At 51.0% G+C, this 16,881-nt stretch carries 19 protein-coding genes; 9 read left to right on the forward strand and 10 right to left on the reverse strand.

The annotated features are described in order from the left end of the window. Position 1: 1 nt before the first annotated feature. From KJY73_RS02085 to KJY73_RS02095, 3 genes are read right to left on the reverse strand one after another with little or no spacing between them, the layout of a single operon-like run. Positions 2-454 (reverse strand): nuclear transport factor 2-like protein, encoded by a 453-nt coding sequence (locus KJY73_RS02085; protein ID WP_214339851.1) that lies wholly within the window; start codon positions 452-454, stop codon positions 2-4. Between the two features lie 50 nt (positions 455-504). Next, positions 505-948 carry a hypothetical protein gene (locus tag KJY73_RS02090; RefSeq protein ID WP_214339853.1) on the reverse strand — a complete coding sequence of 148 codons (444 nt, stop codon included), beginning with the start codon at positions 946-948 and terminating at the stop codon, positions 505-507. Between the two features lie 41 nt (positions 949-989). Beyond that, on the reverse strand, positions 990-2,252 hold the full coding sequence (locus tag KJY73_RS02095; protein ID WP_214339855.1) for an alpha/beta hydrolase-fold protein: 1,263 nt from the start codon (positions 2,250-2,252) through the stop codon (positions 990-992). A 223-nt stretch (positions 2,253-2,475) separates the two neighbouring features. Here KJY73_RS02095 and KJY73_RS02100 point away from each other — a divergent pair, with 223 nt between their 5' ends. Next, on the forward strand, positions 2,476-4,506 hold the full coding sequence (locus KJY73_RS02100; protein ID WP_214339858.1) for a winged helix-turn-helix domain-containing protein: 2,031 nt from the start codon (positions 2,476-2,478) through the stop codon (positions 4,504-4,506). Positions 4,507-4,673: 167 nt separating this feature from the next. Here the strand turns inward: KJY73_RS02100 and KJY73_RS02105 are convergent, their stop codons facing one another. Continuing rightward, a complete protein-coding gene (locus tag KJY73_RS02105) occupies positions 4,674-5,975 on the reverse strand; it encodes a M20/M25/M40 family metallo-hydrolase (protein ID WP_214339860.1) in 1,302 nt (433 codons plus the stop codon). A gap of 221 nt (positions 5,976-6,196) precedes the next feature. On the opposite strand from KJY73_RS02105, the gene KJY73_RS02110 reads away from it, so the two are divergent. Further along, positions 6,197-6,622, forward strand: coding sequence for a DUF3010 family protein (locus tag KJY73_RS02110; protein ID WP_214339862.1), 426 nt, complete (start codon positions 6,197-6,199; stop codon positions 6,620-6,622). A gap of 128 nt (positions 6,623-6,750) precedes the next feature. Next, positions 6,751-7,728, forward strand: coding sequence for a catalase family peroxidase (locus tag KJY73_RS02115; protein ID WP_232848373.1), 978 nt, complete (start codon positions 6,751-6,753; stop codon positions 7,726-7,728). Positions 7,729-7,766: 38 nt separating this feature from the next. Here KJY73_RS02115 and KJY73_RS02120 read toward each other — a convergent pair whose 3' ends face one another. After that, a complete protein-coding gene (locus tag KJY73_RS02120; RefSeq protein ID WP_214339864.1) occupies positions 7,767-9,920 on the reverse strand; it encodes a S46 family peptidase in 2,154 nt (717 codons plus the stop codon). 222 nt (positions 9,921-10,142) lie between these two features. Between KJY73_RS02120 and KJY73_RS02125 the strand changes: the two genes are divergently transcribed. The 4 genes from KJY73_RS02125 to KJY73_RS02140 all read left to right on the forward strand — a co-directional run bounded on the left by KJY73_RS02125 (position 10,143) and on the right by KJY73_RS02140 (position 12,305). Beyond that, positions 10,143-10,724 carry an acyl carrier protein phosphodiesterase gene (locus KJY73_RS02125; RefSeq protein ID WP_214339866.1) on the forward strand — a complete coding sequence of 194 codons (582 nt, stop codon included), beginning with the start codon at positions 10,143-10,145 and terminating at the stop codon, positions 10,722-10,724. A 1-nt stretch (position 10,725) separates the two neighbouring features. Next, positions 10,726-11,142 (forward strand): GNAT family N-acetyltransferase, encoded by a 417-nt coding sequence (locus tag KJY73_RS02130; protein WP_214339868.1) that lies wholly within the window; start codon positions 10,726-10,728, stop codon positions 11,140-11,142. After that, entirely contained in the window at positions 11,142-11,549 is a 408-nt protein-coding gene (locus tag KJY73_RS02135) for a GFA family protein (RefSeq protein WP_214339869.1), read from the forward strand. The genes KJY73_RS02130 and KJY73_RS02135 overlap by 1 nt, the downstream gene beginning before the upstream one ends. Positions 11,550-11,741: 192 nt before the next feature. After that, positions 11,742-12,305, forward strand: coding sequence for a hypothetical protein (locus KJY73_RS02140; protein ID WP_214339870.1), 564 nt, complete (start codon positions 11,742-11,744; stop codon positions 12,303-12,305). An 88-nt stretch (positions 12,306-12,393) separates the two neighbouring features. Here the strand turns inward: KJY73_RS02140 and KJY73_RS02145 are convergent, their stop codons facing one another. From KJY73_RS02145 to KJY73_RS02165, 5 genes are all read right to left on the reverse strand, one after another. Next, positions 12,394-12,852: a GNAT family N-acetyltransferase gene (locus tag KJY73_RS02145; protein WP_214339872.1), complete on the reverse strand. Its 459-nt coding sequence runs from the start codon at positions 12,850-12,852 to the stop codon at positions 12,394-12,396. After that, on the reverse strand, positions 12,852-13,406 hold the full coding sequence (locus KJY73_RS02150; protein WP_214339873.1) for a helix-turn-helix domain-containing protein: 555 nt from the start codon (positions 13,404-13,406) through the stop codon (positions 12,852-12,854). The genes KJY73_RS02145 and KJY73_RS02150 overlap by 1 nt, the downstream gene beginning before the upstream one ends. A 113-nt stretch (positions 13,407-13,519) precedes the next feature. Then, entirely contained in the window at positions 13,520-13,816 is a 297-nt protein-coding gene (locus tag KJY73_RS02155; RefSeq protein ID WP_206593273.1) for an antibiotic biosynthesis monooxygenase family protein, read from the reverse strand. Between the two features lie 25 nt (positions 13,817-13,841). Continuing rightward, positions 13,842-14,435 carry an FMN-binding negative transcriptional regulator gene (locus KJY73_RS02160; RefSeq protein ID WP_214339874.1) on the reverse strand — a complete coding sequence of 198 codons (594 nt, stop codon included), beginning with the start codon at positions 14,433-14,435 and terminating at the stop codon, positions 13,842-13,844. Next, positions 14,435-15,082, reverse strand: coding sequence for a pyridoxamine 5'-phosphate oxidase family protein (locus KJY73_RS02165; RefSeq protein WP_214339875.1), 648 nt, complete (start codon positions 15,080-15,082; stop codon positions 14,435-14,437). The genes KJY73_RS02160 and KJY73_RS02165 overlap by 1 nt, the downstream gene beginning before the upstream one ends. Before the next feature lie 89 nt (positions 15,083-15,171). On the opposite strand from KJY73_RS02165, the gene pdxR reads away from it, so the two are divergent. Further along, positions 15,172-16,611 (forward strand): MocR-like pyridoxine biosynthesis transcription factor PdxR, encoded by a 1,440-nt coding sequence (pdxR, locus tag KJY73_RS02170; protein WP_214339879.1) that lies wholly within the window; start codon positions 15,172-15,174, stop codon positions 16,609-16,611. 56 nt (positions 16,612-16,667) lie between these two features. Then, a complete protein-coding gene (locus tag KJY73_RS02175) occupies positions 16,668-16,880 on the forward strand; it encodes a hypothetical protein (RefSeq protein ID WP_206593277.1) in 213 nt (70 codons plus the stop codon). The last annotated feature ends 1 nt before the right edge of the window (position 16,881 follow it).

A 16,881-nucleotide genomic window follows, 5' to 3' on the forward strand; every position in this document is an offset into this window, starting at 1 on the left:
CTTACCAGTACTCCACTATGCGACTTACCTTATCTCCCTTAAATTCAAACAGTGTAAGACGCAATTCCTGGCCGTTTTTGCCCTGGTACAAGCGCTGCACGGCAGCGGCTTGCTTGCCCGGTAGCAGACTGACCAATTGATAGCTGTCCGGATCGTCATCCTGATAGCGCCCTTGCTTAAAGAAGCTGACCGAATTGTTGTAAAGGAGTTCTCTGGAATACCGCCCCCCATAGCCTTCGTGCTGGTATACATAGTCATCCGTGTATAAGGCAAACAGGGCATCAATGGCTGCCAGGGAGGACAAGTTGCTGTAGGCAATACGCTGCGCATTTAGCACCTTGTGGGTCAGGTCGAGCACCTGCTGCTGTTCCAGGCTTAAGGCCGACTGGTTGGCCGGTTCGGCTTGGGCCGTTTGGCCTAAGCATAGTGTCAGTAGTAACAGAAAATAACGCATAGGTTGTCCTTTATTATCAATGGGGCTGTAGTGTTTTGGGCCGTCTGTTTCTAGTCCAGGTAGCGACGCATATGCTGGATCAAGCCGTCCTTATTGAATTCCAGCACTAAGATGGTGCGGCCTTTAAAGTGTTTAAGCTGCTCATGCTTATAGTATTTGGACGCTTCCCTGACGACGGCTACTGCGGTATGGGTGCCAAGCACTGCACTTTCCAGCTCTTCGCTGAGCGACACCATAGCTTTGGCTTTTTCGGGAATACCCTTTCTTAAATGGACCTTTCCGGTAAAGGACCGATTGAAAGAAACATGAGTATCTATAAGATCCTCGGCGAAAAAGCCTAAAAAATGCTCGATATCCTCCTGTGTGGCATGCCGTTGCCTGGCCTTCTCTGAGGCTGATATCAAGGCCTGAACTTGCTCTGTGGTTGGTGTTGCTTGTGCGCTAACAGCACAGCAGGTCAAAATCAGTAACATCCAGCTAAAGCATTTCTGCATATTCTGCTCTCCGTTTGTTGTTCAGGGCGCACTAACCGCCACTATGGCGCGTCACTGGCCATACCCAGTTGCTGGGCCATTTGCTGATAATGAGCTAGTAAGGGATCGTTGTTGCCCTTCGCCAGGGGAATGGCTTTAGTCAGCAGACGCTTAGCCTGGTCCAGTTGTCCGGCGGCCTGGTAAGTGGTCGCCAATGCTGCCAGTGCTTTGGCTGATTTAGGCTGCAATTGCACCCAGCGCTGACCCAGTGCCAGGGCTTCTTCGTATCGCTCAGCCTGGCGCAGCATCATGGCAGCGGCACGCAGACTATCGCTGTTACGTGGAATATCGGCATTGGGCCATATTTTAAAACCTAGCTGTTTGCTCAAATACGCGTAATAACTGTCTATTTGCTCGAGCATGGGGCCTGCTTCGGTATTAGCGCGCATCGCATTAAAGTTAAGACCGATATCAAAATCCTGGCGGGGAAAAACCAGATCCAATGCAGACAGCAACGCTTGTGAAGCCATAGGGTAGTGGCCGAAATTATCAATTTGTTCGGCGCGTACCTGGTAATGGGGAAATTGCGCTAGCCTGGCAGTAAGTGTTTTTAAGGTGTCGGGTTGGGTTGGCGCTTCTGATGCGTCTGTGGTGGCAGAAGCGACATACAAATAACCTTTATGCTCCGGCCGTTTGGCCAGTTGCTCAATCAGGCTGTCTATCAGACTGCTTTTGGGGTCATAGCCCATGCCAATTACACTGGCCGCAGCAAACAGAAAGTGGCCGTCAAATAAATCCAGATTCTTGACTAAGCTATCCGCAGCAAAGGCAGCCGTGGGTGACATACCAATCAGCAGACGGAAATCATTGCTGCGTACCTTCTTGTCTACCTGTGGCAGCAACTCTTGTTCCAGATAGCCGTGGAACTGCTCGGCATCCTCTCCCCAAAATGTTTTGTCCTCGGGCGCGCCAGGCAGGCCGCTTTGACTTTTGTACAACTGCGGCGAGATTGCTACGCCGTCATCAGTATGCACGGCGACCACAATGGATTTGGGCATGGAAGCGGTGGTGCCAAGATGGCGGGTGACACCTACGACCATGTCTGCCAGGGTCCAGGTGTCCAGGGTATAAATAACCGGATAGCGGATAAAATCCGCATCCAGATGATAGTCTTTGGGCAAGTAAATATCGGCGCGCATCGTGCGCTTCAGATGACTGGACTCGATAGTCAGACTGATTTCGTCTTGAGGTGTGACGTCGGCGTGGCTCCAACAAGAAAAAAATGCCGCCCATAACAGGGCGAACAAAGGCGGGAACTTACACATTTTTCGTGATCCTTAATCGGGGTAATTGACCCTGTCCAAGCTAAAACAAGACCGAACAGCTGGCATGTGCATGCCTTGATTTATCCCTGATTTTTCGCTGATGGTCTTATTATTCAATAGGTTAGGTTTGTCACGATTTGTGTTTCCGGATATTAATCTGCGGCACTGATAAGGTCTGTCTGTGTTACTATTCTTGCGTGCCGGACAACAACAATAACCCTATATGAGTAAACAATTCCGCCTGGGGCAGGCGCAAATTGATCTGACCCGCAATCAGATTATCCTGGCCGGGGTAGTGCAAACCATGCAGCCCAAAGCGATGGCGGTATTGGCCGAATTGGTTAGGGCGCAGGGGCGAGTGGTGTCTATGGATGAGCTCCTGCAAGGGGTGTGGCCAGATACTATTGTTACTCCCAATACCTTGCAGCGCTGTATTGCCCAGCTTCGTAAGGCCCTCGGCGATGACAGCCGCGAGCAAAATATCATTAGAACCCACGCCAAGCAGGGCTATAGCCTGGAAATGGCGGCGGAGTTTGCTGCGCCCATGCCACCCGCAAGCCTTGCAGTTAAACGCGGTGGATTATCTATCCCTTACCTGGTGGTTGCCGGGTTGGTGCTACTTACTTTGATGGTGGCCGGGTTTTATCTGAAGCCCGAGGGGCAGCATAGCTATGGCCACATGCATTATCTGACCACGACAACAGGCAAGGAGAGTTTTGCCAGCTATTCGCCGGATGGCCGTTTTGTGGTGTTTCATCGTTTTGAAGGGCAGTGCGAAAACCATCTTTGGAGTAAGGACTTGCACAGCCAGCAGGAAACCCGTTTGACCAAAGAGGCGGGCTATTTTCAGCAGCATAGCTTTGCGCCAGGGGGCGATCGGCTGACATTTGTCGGCAAAAGCTTGTGTGGCAAAGCTGATGTACCGGAATGCTGGGAACTGAAAATCTTGGACGTGGCAGCAGCCCTAACGACTGCCCAGGACGCGCAAACCCGTATGAGCTGCGATGACGGCAGATTATATGGGCCACAATGGATGAATAACGGCAATATCGCCCTGCTTAAGAAGCCGCATCAGGGGCAATGGCAGCTTATCAGCTACCATGTACGAGACAACCTTGAGCAACTTTTGTTTGCTCCCGACGGGCAGCGACTTTACAACCTGGCATACTCTGCAGGGCTGGATAAACTGGCACTGCTGGGTAAAACCCAAGATGGTAAAGACCAACTTACCTTGTTAAGTAGTGACGGCGAGGTAACCTCCAGCGCGGAGCTGCAATGGCCGATGGCACTCTCTCAATTCGATTTGCTGGAGCTGAGCTTTCACCCCAGCCAGCCCAAATTACTGGTATATAACACCCACCATCAGTTTGAAGTGGACTTCAGCGGCCGGGTGACCCCAATTAGCCTGGCGACCGCCAAAGCAATCTATTCTCTGGTATACGCACCACATCAGGACAAGCTGTTGGCAGCTTATGGTATGCAGGACTGGCATTTTTATCTGCATAGTTTCGACAGCGACGGTCAAACACCACGCTCTTTGCCGGAAAAATGGGAGTCTACCTTTGCCGATAAGGAAGCCCGTTTTCAGCCCCAGGGAGAATTGATCGCCTATGTATCCAATCGCTCAGGTCAGGAACAGGTCTGGTTGATGGATGGACAGCGTACCTGGCAATTGAGCCAGTTCACCCATGGCCCAATAGCCGGACTTAGCTGGTCACCATCTGGTCAGCAACTGCTGGTGAATCATATTGACCGTTTGCTGTTGCTAGATATGCACGGGCAACAGCAAGAACTGATTGCGCCTTTCGCTGCTATCCAGTTGTTTCAGTGGACCGAGCAGGGCGAGATCCTGTTTTCCAGCCAACGTGAGTGGCAACAACAGATGATTGCCTGGCACCCCGAAGACAATCAGTGGCGCCAATGGCAAGTTGCACCCAGTTCCTGGGCTGCGCTGGATAGCCAGGGGCAGTTGTTAAGCCTGGATAACGGCGGCAAACTTTGGCTGCATCAGAATGAAGAGTCGCCAATATTGCTGCTTAGCGATATTAAAAAGCGTTTTGCCTGGCGCCGTGGTCAGTTGCTGGCCGTGGATAATCAGAATCGACTTATTCACTATGACACCGCACAGCTACAACTGTTGAGCCAGCAAAGTCTGGCTACTCCAAGCTTGTATATCGACGACTATGACGGTCGGTCCGTGCTGGTGGCAGAGATCACTGATATGCAACAGGACATTGTGGAACTGAGCCGTTAATAATTTAGCGGGTAGCCCCGCTAGCGGCATGTTTTATTTTTTTATGAGCCTGAGGACCATAAGCCCCAAAGGTTAGGGTAGGACACAAACAGGTTGCACACAGAGCCGTTCTTTTTGGGGGACTGAGTGAGTGCAGGAACCTGTTTGTGTAAATACTCGGTATCAGCTTAGTTTTGATGTTTCAGCCGGTACATTAGCAGGGCGGCGCGTTTTGCCTGCTTGGGCAACGAGTCTAGTCGGCCGGTCTCCTCGACGGTATGGCCGGCGGTACCGCTCATTCCCAGGCCGTCAATGGCCATATCCACAAAGGCCGCGGTAAAGGATACATCTGCTGCCCCGGCGTTTAGTGGGTTAACCGCCTCAACCTTACCCTGGCCGAGGTCTTCACTGGCCTGGCTGTACAGGCTGAGTAATTTGCGGTTGCCGTCACTGGGGCCCATTGGTGGGTAGCCGTCGCCAAACTCAATATTCCCGCTGGTTTGCGGCAGGCTTCTGGCTACGATGGCACGCATTTTTTCCTGTACCCGTTGTAGCTGCTCCAAAGACACTGCTCGAATATCACCGGTAACAATGGCGCTTTCTGCCACCACATTGTTTTTACCAAAGGTGCTGCCGCTGTTGCTGATGGGATCATGTTTAACTGTGGTGCCGCCCATAATGCGGCCGGGGTTAAAGGTTAGCAGGTCTTCACTACGCAACTCTTCATAAAAGCTGTTCAGAATACGGGCTGCCTCATAAATGGCACCGGCGCCCACTCTGTCCTGAAAGATCTGTGAGGAATGGGACGGCACACCTTTGACTTCAAGGCTCCAGTCTACCGAGCCGCGTCTGGAAACATTGGCAGTTTTCGGGTTACCGTCGCCGTTTTCAAACCCCAGGGAAATATCCGCCCATTCAGCGGCGTCAACCAAGGCTTTTTTGGATAAAGACAGCGGCTTGCCGCTTAACTCTTCATCGCCGGTCATGATCACCATCACATTCATATCAGCCAGTTCACCGGCTTCGTGCAATGCCTTAAGGGCTTGCAGAATAATGATATTGCCGCCTTTCATATCGGCAATGCCGGGGCCCTTGGCGGTCTGCTCGTCGATACGCTCAAAGCGCTGAAATGGGCTGTCCGGTTCAAATACCGTATCCAGATGGCCAATCAACAAAAGCTTAGGCCCTTTGCCACCATGAATTTCTGCTATCAGATGCCCGGCACGGTTAAATGCTTCACCACTGTCAAAGCGAGCCTGCAAGCCCAGCTTCTCAAATTCCGGGATCAGCACCTCGGCCACCTGCTTAACCCCGGCAAAGTTCATGGTGCCGCTATTGATATTCACCACCTGCTCAAGCAAGGCCAGTGCCTGCGGGTTACTTTGGTCAATGTGACTGACGAGTTTGCTTTCGCTGGTGGTTAAATCTGCCTGTGCGGCTTGGCTTAGCAGTGCGCTGAGGGTCAGGGCGATAAGGGAATATGACTTCATTGTGCTTACTTGTGGCAAAGGAGTGTGGCTACTATGGCAAATTACGAAGGTTGGTGCGAGCACAGGTGAGTGCGAATTGGCGCCTGGCGCGGTTAAACCGCCAAAATTCGCGATACAAATTTTCTCACTATGGTACGCCGACAATAAAACTTGAAAAGCGATTCCCGGCAGGCAGGCTTTTAACGTTATAATTGCGCTTTTGTAATTGACGGGGATAGATAATGAAAGTCTGTGGTATTGAATTAAAGAGCAACGAGGCGAATTTATGTCTGTTGTCATTAACCAACGGGCTGTTCCATATTCCCGATTGCCGGGCCCGCCGTTTGACCTTAAGTGACAACACTGCCGAGGGCCTGCGCCAGTTCCAGAGCACCCTGGCCAAGCTGTTGCAGGACTACAAGGTGGACAAGGTGATTATTCGCCAGCGCCCCATGAAAGGTAAGTTTGCCGGTGGCGCCATTGGTTTTAAGCTGGAAGCGGCCATTGAGCTGATTGAAGGTGTAGAGACTATTGTGTACGGCAGTACCGAGATGAAAGAGTCACTCAAACATAATCCGGTATCGGTGGACTTTGCCGAAACCGGCCTGAAGCAATTCCAGGAAAGTGCCTTTACCACGGCTTACGCTTGGCTGATGCAAAACGCCTGATTTCTCTGGTGAGAGATGTTGCCGGAGCTATTATTCGCCGGCAACTGCCTATATTTTACTGAAGTACGGAAAGTTCCTGCCCCCATGCACGGTCTATGCAAGCTGACAGAATGATACTGGAAGCAGCAATGACATTGACCAAGCATTTTTTATTACCCGGTTCCTTAATACTGCTGAGCTTTTCAGGCCTGGCGGGTGCGCAAGTGCAAGCAATTGATTTTATTCAATTGTTTGAAAAGATGAGCGGCAAACAACCCGGTTTACGCAAAGCGCACGCCCGCGGTGTATGTGCCGCAGGGGTGTTTGAGCCAGCAGACAGTGGCCTCTTTGTATCGGCGCCTTTACTAAGTCAGGGCAGCTTACCTGTTAGCTTGCGGTTTTCTGTTGGTGGCGGAAATCCGGCTGCCGATGAGCGTGCGCCCGGAACCCGCGGCATGGGCATGCAGATAAGCTTAGCGGATGGCAGTAAACACACCTTTACTGGCAATAACTTCCCGGTATTCGCGGGTAAAGATCCGCAGACTTTCTTTGGCTTTCTCTCCACCTTGCTACCCGATGAACAAGGCCAGCGCTATCCTAAGCGCATGGCGGACTATGTGGCCATGCATCCCAGTGTTCAGGGCCACTACGCCTGGTTGAAGAGTGCCAAAACACCGGCCTCTTACGCCAATACCGAATTTTTTGGACTGCACACCTTCTTTTTTCAGCCTAAGGACGAGTCTCAGATCAAGTTTCGCTGGCAGTTAATACCCGAGGCGGGTGTTAAAACTCTGGAAGCTGAAGAGGCCAAGGCGAAGCCTGCGGATTTTCTGGCCGCCAAGCTGGCTGAGCAAATTGCCACAGGTGAGGTGAGCTATTCTTTGGTGGCAAGCCTCGGCGAGCCAACAGACAGTGATATTGACCCGTCAAGCCCCTGGCCGACTGACAGGCCGCAGGTGTTGCTTGGCAAGGTTCGTTTAAACAGTGCCGGGGGCGATAGCTGTACGGCAATCAATTTTGATCCCAATCAGCTATCTCGTGGTTTTACGCCAAGTGACGACCCAGTACTGAAAATGCGCTCACCCGCTTATGCAATCTCTTTCGGTAAACGCCTGAGCGGACAGTAACAAGCATGAAAAAGGGGAGCCGATGCTCCCCTTTTAGGTTATTTAACGCCCACTTCCTTTAACAGGTTATCGGCGCCGTCCAGTTCCATCTGCCACAGCATAAAGCGGTGGTCTACCTGGATTGAGCGGGTATTGGCCGGGTTGAAATCCCAGTCAGAAATAATAGAGTCCAGCGTGCCGTCAAAGGCCAGACCAACCAGTTCGGCCTTACTGTTTAATACCGCTGAGCCTGAGTTACCGCCGGTAATATCCAGGGTAGCCAGGAAGTTCACAGGTACAGAGTTTAGACTATCAACTTTGTAATCACTGTACTGCTTGGCCTTGATGGCATCCAACTGCTTCTGAGGGGCATTGAACTCACCTTCGCCGGTGGCTTTTTGAGTAATGCCACGTAAGGTAGTGAAGGGTGCCCAGGCATTGCCGTCTTCGGTGCCGTGAGCGCGGCCTTTTACGTTACCAAATGTCACGCGCAGGGTGCTGTTGGCATCTGGGTACACGGCCTTGCCCTGGTCGTGCATAAAGGCAATTTTGGCGCGCATGTAGCTGGCATAAGCTTGCTGAATCTTGCCGCCCAGTTCTTCTTCATCGGCTTCGCGTTTCAGGTCACCTTTGTATAGTGCTACCGCCGCTTTAACAAAGAAGTCGTCTGACTTGGCAAATTGCTCTGGGGTGCTTTCTAGCAGCGCCTGACGGGTTTCCAGTGAGGTCAGTTGGGTGTTGCTGTACCAACTGTCAATCAGTGCGACAAGCTCCGCATCGCTCATTTTGTCTTTGATACCCATGGCTTTATCAAAAGCCGCATTACGCTGCTTTTTAGGCTGAGCGGCGTATTTTTTCAGATCGTGCAGATCCAGCGCCTTTTCTACACCTACATCAAAGCTACGCTCCATGGCGGATACGAAAGACTTGAACTTCGGCAGGTCGCGTTCCTGGAAGCCGGCTTTACGCTCGGTATTAGGCTTAGTGCTTTCCTCGGCTAAGCGGTACAAGGCGCGAGCCGTGCCCAGCAGGCGAGGTGCAGCAGCGTCCAGCAGGTGGTCTTTGCGATCCTGAGCCTGACGTTGACCCAGCAGCTTTTCGATGGCGGCTAAATCTTTTGCATAGGCTTTCTTATTGTCACGGCTGCTGTTCACCCAAGCGGTCAGCTCAGCATGTTCGGCTTTTTTGCGTGCCAGAAAATCGCTGTCGGCGAAGCTGTCCAGCATGCCCTGGCGGTTTTTCATATAGTTGTTCAAGCCAGCAACGCGACTGGCATATTTCAGCTCAGCATCTTTGTTGTCGGCGGTTTCACGGGCAATAATATCCAACGCATCGCGGTAGTCTTGCACAACAGTGGGGTAGCTCCACTCGAAAGTTTCAGCCACTTCACTGGGCAAACGGTGGCGGTTGGTACGGCCGGGGTAACCCAGGGCCATGACGAAGTCACCTTCTTTCACGCCTTCTTTGGCAATAGTCAGGTGGAAGTCTGGTGTATAAGGTACGTTGTCTTTACTAAAATCGGCAGACTTACCTTGCGGGCTTACATAAGCACGGTAGAAGCTATAATCACCGGTATGACGGGGCCACATCCAGTTGTCAGTGTCACCGCCAAACTTACCTACGCCAGACGGCGGCGCATGTACCAGGCGTACGTCTTTGATCTCAAGTTGCTTAATCATGTAGTACTCAAGACTGCCGTAGAAAGCAGCCACGGTACAACGGTGACCCTCGTCTTTCTCGCATTCGGCAACTAAGGCTTTCTGGTTAGCTTCGATGGCATCGACACGCTTTTTACCGCTCAGTTTGGCGGTTTTGGCATCAATAACTTTATCCGTTACTTCTTCTACCGCTTTGGTAACAAAAATGCGGCTACCTGGACGCGCTGGTAATTCAGCGTCCAGGGTGTCGGCTAAAAAGCCGTTAGTCAGAATGTCATTCTCAGGTGTGGCGTTGTGAGCAATGCTGCCATAAGCACAATGGTGATTAGTGGCCACCAATCCCTGGGGCGAGACGAAAGAGGCAGAACACCCCCCCAGACTGACAACTGCCGCCATAGGGAACTCGGTCAGTTTGGTCAGGGTCGCTGGGTCAAGGGCCAGGCCGGCGGCTTTTAATTGCGGGGCGATTTCTGGCAACTGCTTAGGCATCCACATGCCTTCATTGGCAAATACGGTGCTGCTGGCGAGAGCCAGAGCAAGTAAGGACATTCTCATGAGGTTATTTTCTCGTTGTTATCAAAAGACGAAGAGCGGCAATGGTGTTTGCCACCGGGCCCCTTGTCAATACTGGCGGCGGGGAAGTGTGGCAGGAATACGCCAACAGGTGGAAAGTCAAGGTGACAGACAGGGAATTGCCGGTGTCTTAGATTGGATTGTGCAAAAAACACCTTTGCTTGGTATTAGACGCTAAGTGGGTTGCTCTTTACACTGAAGGCTATGAACTATCTTGCACACTTATTTTTGGCCAAGCCAACTGCCGACTCGCATATGGGCAATCTGCTTGGGGACTTTTGCCGAGGGGTAGATATCCGCCAGTTCTCAGCGCCCATATTGGCCGGGCTGGATAACCACCGAAGGGTGGACCGATTTACCGACAGCCATCCCCAAGTTCGTGCTGCCAAAGCCCTATTTAGTAGCAAACGCCGCCGTTTTGCCGGTATTGCCCTGGACGTATTGTTTGACCACTTTCTGATTCGCCACTGGCACCATTACAGTGAACTGGATTTTGCGCACTTTTGTGAACTGGCCTATCAGCGCCTGGATAAGCGCATGCCCCTTATGCCAGAACGGATGCAAAAGGTGGTGGGCAGTATGATCAATCAGCACTGGTTTGCCAGCTATGCGCAGCTTGATGGGGTAGGCTTCGCTCTGGATCGTATTGCCGGGCGCATTCGTTTTAGTCATGAATTTGCTGGCAGCCTGGAAGATATTGAGCGCCATTACTTGGAGTTTGATGAGTGTTTTAGGCTGTTTTTCCCTGCGTTGCGCAGGCATATTGAGCAGCAAGGACAGGAGTGATATGAGACTAATTTATGCGTTCTCGCAGGAGCAAATCGCTCAGGTGCATAGCTTGTACATGCAAGCCTGGTGGGCAAAGGAACGAACTATAGAGCAAACCACCCAATGCGTGGTTGGCTCACAATTGTGCGTAGGCTTAGTTGACCATGACAATAATCTGGTCGGCTTTGCCCGGGTTCTAAGTGACTATGTGTTTAAAGCCATTATTTTCGATGTCATTGTTTGTGCGTCGAAAAGAGCTGGCGGATTAGGTGCAAAACTAATGCAGGCGATCCAGGCCCACGAAGACCTCAAACAGGTAAGGCATTTCGAGCTTTACTGTTTGCCAGAAATGGCAAGCTATTATGAAAAGTTTGGTTTTAGTACAGAGGTAGGCGGTATTAGTTTGATGCGCCAGACAAAGGAGCTAAGTGGATAATGGTTAGAGAAATCACAGGCGGTTGCTGCTGCGGCAGTGTTGCTTTCAAGCTGGAAGATAATTTTAAGAAGTTTTTCTTTTGTCATTGTGAACAGTGCAGAAAGTTGACAGGTTCAGCGCATGCATCAAACCTGTTTACAGCGCCGAATAATATCCAGTGGCTAAAAGGGGCAGAGAAAACCAAACGTTATGAACACCCCAGTCGCTCATTCGCGAAGGTATTCTGTACTGACTGTGGGTCGCCTTTGCCTTTCGTTTCTAAAAGTGGCAAGTTCCTGATCGTACCTGCCGGCAGCTTAAACGCAGAGCCATCTAAAGTGGTGGATGCGCAGATTTTCTGTGCGGAACAAACCCAGTGGCATAAGGCTGGCATTGAAGCGGGCAAGTTGCCGGGTTTTCCTGTGTAGAAGGTTTAGCTTAGTTCGCCTTCGTAGCGCTGCGCGTTCTACCCTTGCACTCTCGCGCATGAGCTTTTATGGACTGCTCCTTATGGCTACAAAGGTAGAAACCTGTTGCCATAGTTGTAACCGCGTGCGAGTTATTCCCCAAGGAAGCATGTAGAAGCATTAGATGACTGGTTTCAGCCTTAGGTGGTTATAGTGATGGACAATCAAATCATAGAATTAACAGAGACAATTCATCGATTAGAAGCTGAGAATTCACTGCTAAGAAAGAAACTGGCATTTTTTGAAAGCCATCCCAATATCGCCTCCGGTATTCGCGGGGAGTCGCTGGTGTCGGGTTTGATATCGGGCACGGTGACGGAATTCAATGCGCCACACGACATTGAAACTAAATCCGGCTTACTGATTGAAGTAAAGATTTCAAAACTTAATTTTGCCAATAGGAAGCAAACCAGCACCACAAAACGTTGGTCATGGAAAAACATATTTGGCTCCGGTGGCCAGAAAAAATATGACCGCCTGATTCTTATCGGTGAGGCAGATGAACGCCATCTTGCCAGCTATCTTGAACCGGACAGCTCATATGTGATCTTCGATATTGGATATGATGATGTGATGAAATACACATCATCTACGGAACATCGTCAGCGCTTGATTCAGCTTTCGACTAATCCATCAAGCGTGCGCTCCCGGGCCAAAAGTTTATACAGTTGCCATCAAGTGAAGGCCGAATACCTAACAAGTCAATACGGTCTTTGATAAGTCTTTGACTACAGTAACGGGCAATGAATTGCCGAAGATACTGAAGGGCTAAAGGTTCCGCCTGTTTTTCATAATGTGCGGTTGGTTACTGCAGTTTCAGATGGAAAAACTGATTAAACGGACTTTTTTCGTAATCACCAAAGGCTGGGCCACTTATAAAGCCGTAGCGTTGGTAGAGGCGAATGGCGGGGACAAATGCCTCGCCTGAACCGGTTTCCAGCATCAGTCGACCTATACCTCTTATTTTGGCCTGCTGGATGATATGTTCCAGCAACCTGCTTGCTACCCCTTGTTTAAGGCAATCGGGGTGGGTACGCATGGATTTAATTTCACCTTCGTCAGTATTCAGGGTTTTCAGTGCACCGATGCCGCAAGCGGTATCCTCAAACCAGGCGCAATAAAGTTGGATCCCGGGCTGCTTAAACGCGGATAAATCCAGGGCGAATACCTGTTCGGGCGGTGAGTTTTCATACATGCCAGCCAGGTGTATTTGCAACAGCCCGATAACCTGGGGATGGCTAAGGTCGGCGTTAGTTATTTTCATCAGGGATTTCCTACGGCTAACAAATACTGGGCGGTGTGCTTACCCGGATTATGGAACTGACTGGTGCCGAACAATTTAAAACGTATGGCATCGCCACTGTGCAATTCAAAATGTTGCGTATCTAGTGTCAGCTGCAGGCAACCTTGCTGCATCACCAGATGCTGTTCCAGCCCTGGAAGCGGCGGTTTAGCAAATTGCACAAGGGCCCCAGCCGGTAATTTGATCTCCAGCAGTTCAATATTGAAGCCGCTGGCCGGCGGAGACAGCAAACGGCGCTGATAGCCGCTTTGTGGGTCGGTCCACTCCGGCATCTGCGCGGCCCGAAACAAGCTAATACCGCCGGACTCAGCGTCATACATCAATTGTGACAAGGTGATGCCATAGATATTGCACAGGCTGTTTAACTGGCTAGCGGTTGGGCTGGTGCTGGCATTTTCCATGCGTGACAGGGTGGCTTTGCTGATCCCACTGCTTGTTGCCAGTGTGTCCAGTGACATCTTGTGCTGTTGACGCAGTTTAAGTAAATGCGCGGCTAGACGTTTCTCGGTGTTCATTTCATATATGAGATAATGTTTCTTTTTAGGGATATTATGAGGCGGGAATTAAATGGTCAATAGCGGCAACAAAAAATGCCCGGCATTTACTGCTCGGGCAACGGGAAGTTCTGTTATTCAGCCGGTACCTGGTACTGACGATGAATCTCGGCAACCTGCACCAGGTACCGGTTGTACCATCCCGCCCGGCCTTTTTTCTGCGCCTGGGCATGCAGAGGATCCGCCTTCCATGCCTGAATGGACGTCATATCCGGCCAATAGGAGATGGCCACTTCCTGATTGCCTTCGCATAAGGCAAAAAACTCCACGCAGCCATATTTATCCATAGCCAATTGCCGTAACTTGCCAGCTAATTCAGAGTATTCTTGATCCAGCTCGCCGATCTCTGCACGAAAAATAACCGCAAACATAAAATCTCCTTAGTGAGGACAAATATCAGTATTCGAAAGTTGCTAACCTTTGCATATAAGCACGCAGTTCACCGGCCTGAGCCTGAGTAGATGCTGCCAATCCTTGCTCAACACCTTGCTGATCCAGCTCATGGCGATGCAGGCCAAGCTTTATCTGGCCATGAAAACTCGCTATATCAAGGCGAAAGTGCACTATGGCTTGATTGAGCTTGTGCCGGTAATCGGCGGGTAATTGCGCAGGATCCTGCAAAAGGCCAGGCTCAAACTTATCCAGCAGTCTGTTCATACAGGCATCTGCTTCTGGTTCACTAAGTAAGGTTGTCTTACCGGATACCTGCAAACTCACATAGTTCCAGGTAGGCACCGCGGGCTTGCGGTGATACCAGGTCGGCGATATATAGGCATGTGGACCGCGAAACAACACCAATTGGCGGCCGCCGTCTAACGTCTCGCAATGCGGGTTATTGCCCGCCAGATGTCCGTAAAGCACCATCTCCTGTTCGTCCAGCAGAAAGGGAAGCTGGCTGACCTGCCAACTTTCGCTGATCATACTGGCAAAGGGATAGTGCTCCATCAAGTCTCGAGCCTGGGCCAACGTCATGCTTTGCTTGGCTTGCATTAAATGGCTCCATTGGCCGGACTAAGGGGTAAAGGGTAGGCCATATTTTCTGTTTGCAGTGGGTCTTGCTGCAAAACGCCCCACTGACGTTGGATAGGCATAACCCCTGCCCATACCGGCCAACCGTAATCTTCATCATCGTCTGAGGGAGGGGCACTACGCACCTTAACCGAGGCTTCATTAATCGGTATGGCGACCACGGCGGTGAGCATCATTTCCTGTTCGTTTATGGGCCTGAGCTGTTGCCAGCGACCTGGGGATAAACGTTCGACAAACAATTCCAATTGCCGACGCTTTTCTACTTCGTCTTCAATAAGTTGTGGAACACCGAAAAGGGTAACTGAGCGATAGTTAACCGAATGATGGAAAGCGCTCCTGGCCAAAACCAGGCCATCCAACTGGCTGATGTTAACGCACACACTTTGGCCCTGACTGGCGTACACATTTCTGGCTCTGGCATGGCCGTGCCAATACAGCATATCACCATCGCGCCAGTGACAAGTTGGAGTGACCACAGGGTAGCCTTCGTGGATCTGTGCCACGTGGCAGAGCAAAGACTGGTCAATTATCTGTTTAACCAACAGTGGATCATAGTCGGCCCGTTTACGGCCACGTTTTACCTGGGTTCTTTGACTGGGAGCTTGCATCTAGGCGTCCTGCTGATTTCGTTAGATGCTAGGTTATCTTTTCTGGATGTGTTAAAAATATCCAGATTGATAAAATTTTTAGATACCAGATGTCAGCCGCTACTTTATCTATTAGCCTGGATCACCAAGCCCGGCAGCCCATTTATTTGCAACTGCAAGATGTGCTGCGCAGCTTGATTCAACAAGGGCGCTTGCAGAAAGGTGAGCGTTTGCCGTCATCCCGGGAGTTGGCGCAGGCGTTGGGAATATCCCGCACCAGTAGCTTAAAGGCTTACGATAATCTGATTGCTGAAGGTTTTCTGCTCAGTGCCGCCAAACGGGGGGTGTTTGTGGCACAGAACCTGCCGGTGATCGAGCTGCAATCTTTGCCAGTGTCGGTTTTTCCAAAGCCAGAAAAGCCAATGCTGGGTTTTGACTCGGTGGCCAACGTGGAAACGTTTCCGGCCAGGCAGTGGGCTTCGTGCTTGCGCCGCAGTTGGCTTAAGCCGGATGCCGGCTTGATGATGGGAGAGTATCCCAGTGGCTGGCCTTTGCTTAAACAGCGGGTGGCAGACTACTTAAGAGACTTGCGAGGGCTGGACTGTCAGGCCGAGCAGGTGCTGATTACTGCTGGCAACAGAGATGCCCTGACCATTCTGGTGCAGGCCTTGATGGTGCCGAACAACGCTATCTGGCTGGAAAACCCCTGTTATGCACAAATGGCTTCTCTGTTTACTTTGTTGGGGAAGCCCTTGCATGCATTACCACTGGATGAAGAAGGGGCGACAGTGCCTGATACCTGTCATGGGATGGCGGTGATCACCCCCAATCGGCAATACCCTTTGGGCATAGTGATGAGTCCACAGCGTCGTCAGGCCTGGCTTGATCAACAACAGGCCATGCGTGAGCAAGGTAAGCGATTATGGTTAATTGAGGATGACTACGACAGCGAATTTGTTTACCAGGGTCGTACCCATGTACCTTTAATGCAACTTGACCGGCAGCAAGGGACCTTTTTTGTCGGTAGTTTCTCCAAGGTGTTATTTCGCGGTCTGCGTTTGGGCTTTATCGTTGCGCCGCCGCAACAGGTTCGACGGCTGATGGATAGTCAATATTTTCTGGGCTCATCATCCGCATTGGGTATGCAGCCTGCGTTGGCGGAGTTTATGGAGACGGGCGGTTTTGCCAGTCACTTGCGAAAAATGCGACGTTTTTATCTGGCCCAAAGAGATCATCTTTTACATGCTCTGGATGGGCTGTCGACCTGGTTGCAGTGGGAGAAGAACACCGGGGGCATGCATTTGGTGGCCTACCTGCGAGAGCCCTGGCAGGGCAAACATGCAAGTGGTTTGGCCTGGGATAAGTTGGTGGCGCAGCGAGCCGAGCAATTGGGATTAAAACTTAACTGTTTGTCGTCACACTATTTTACTGGAAATCGGGTTAACGGCTTTATTCTTGGCTATTCTCAACGCGATGAACGACAGATGAGCCAGGCTATTGGGCTTTTCAAACTGTGCCTGAAAGAGGTATTATCAGCGCCAGCCAGGTAAGGCTGCGGGGCAGGAACTCCCCGTGAATATTTTTCGTGTAAAGCAAGGAGGTTATTGTGGTACGAAAAGTTTTTTCTTTCCCCGGGCTTTGTGGTTTATTCCTGTTGCTCGGTAGTAGCTGTCTGCTCACATTGGAAGTGTGGGGTGGTGAAATAGATGCCGTTCCGGCTCCCTATCATGTTGAACCTTATTTTTTACTGTCAGCCGGTTGGGCGATGATTTTGCTTGGTTGTGTTGTGGGCATTGTATTTTTGCTGCGCAGTTACTGAA

Source organism: Bowmanella yangjiangensis (assembly GCF_018531185.1).
Taxonomy (GTDB): domain Bacteria; phylum Pseudomonadota; class Gammaproteobacteria; order Enterobacterales; family Alteromonadaceae; genus Bowmanella; species Bowmanella yangjiangensis.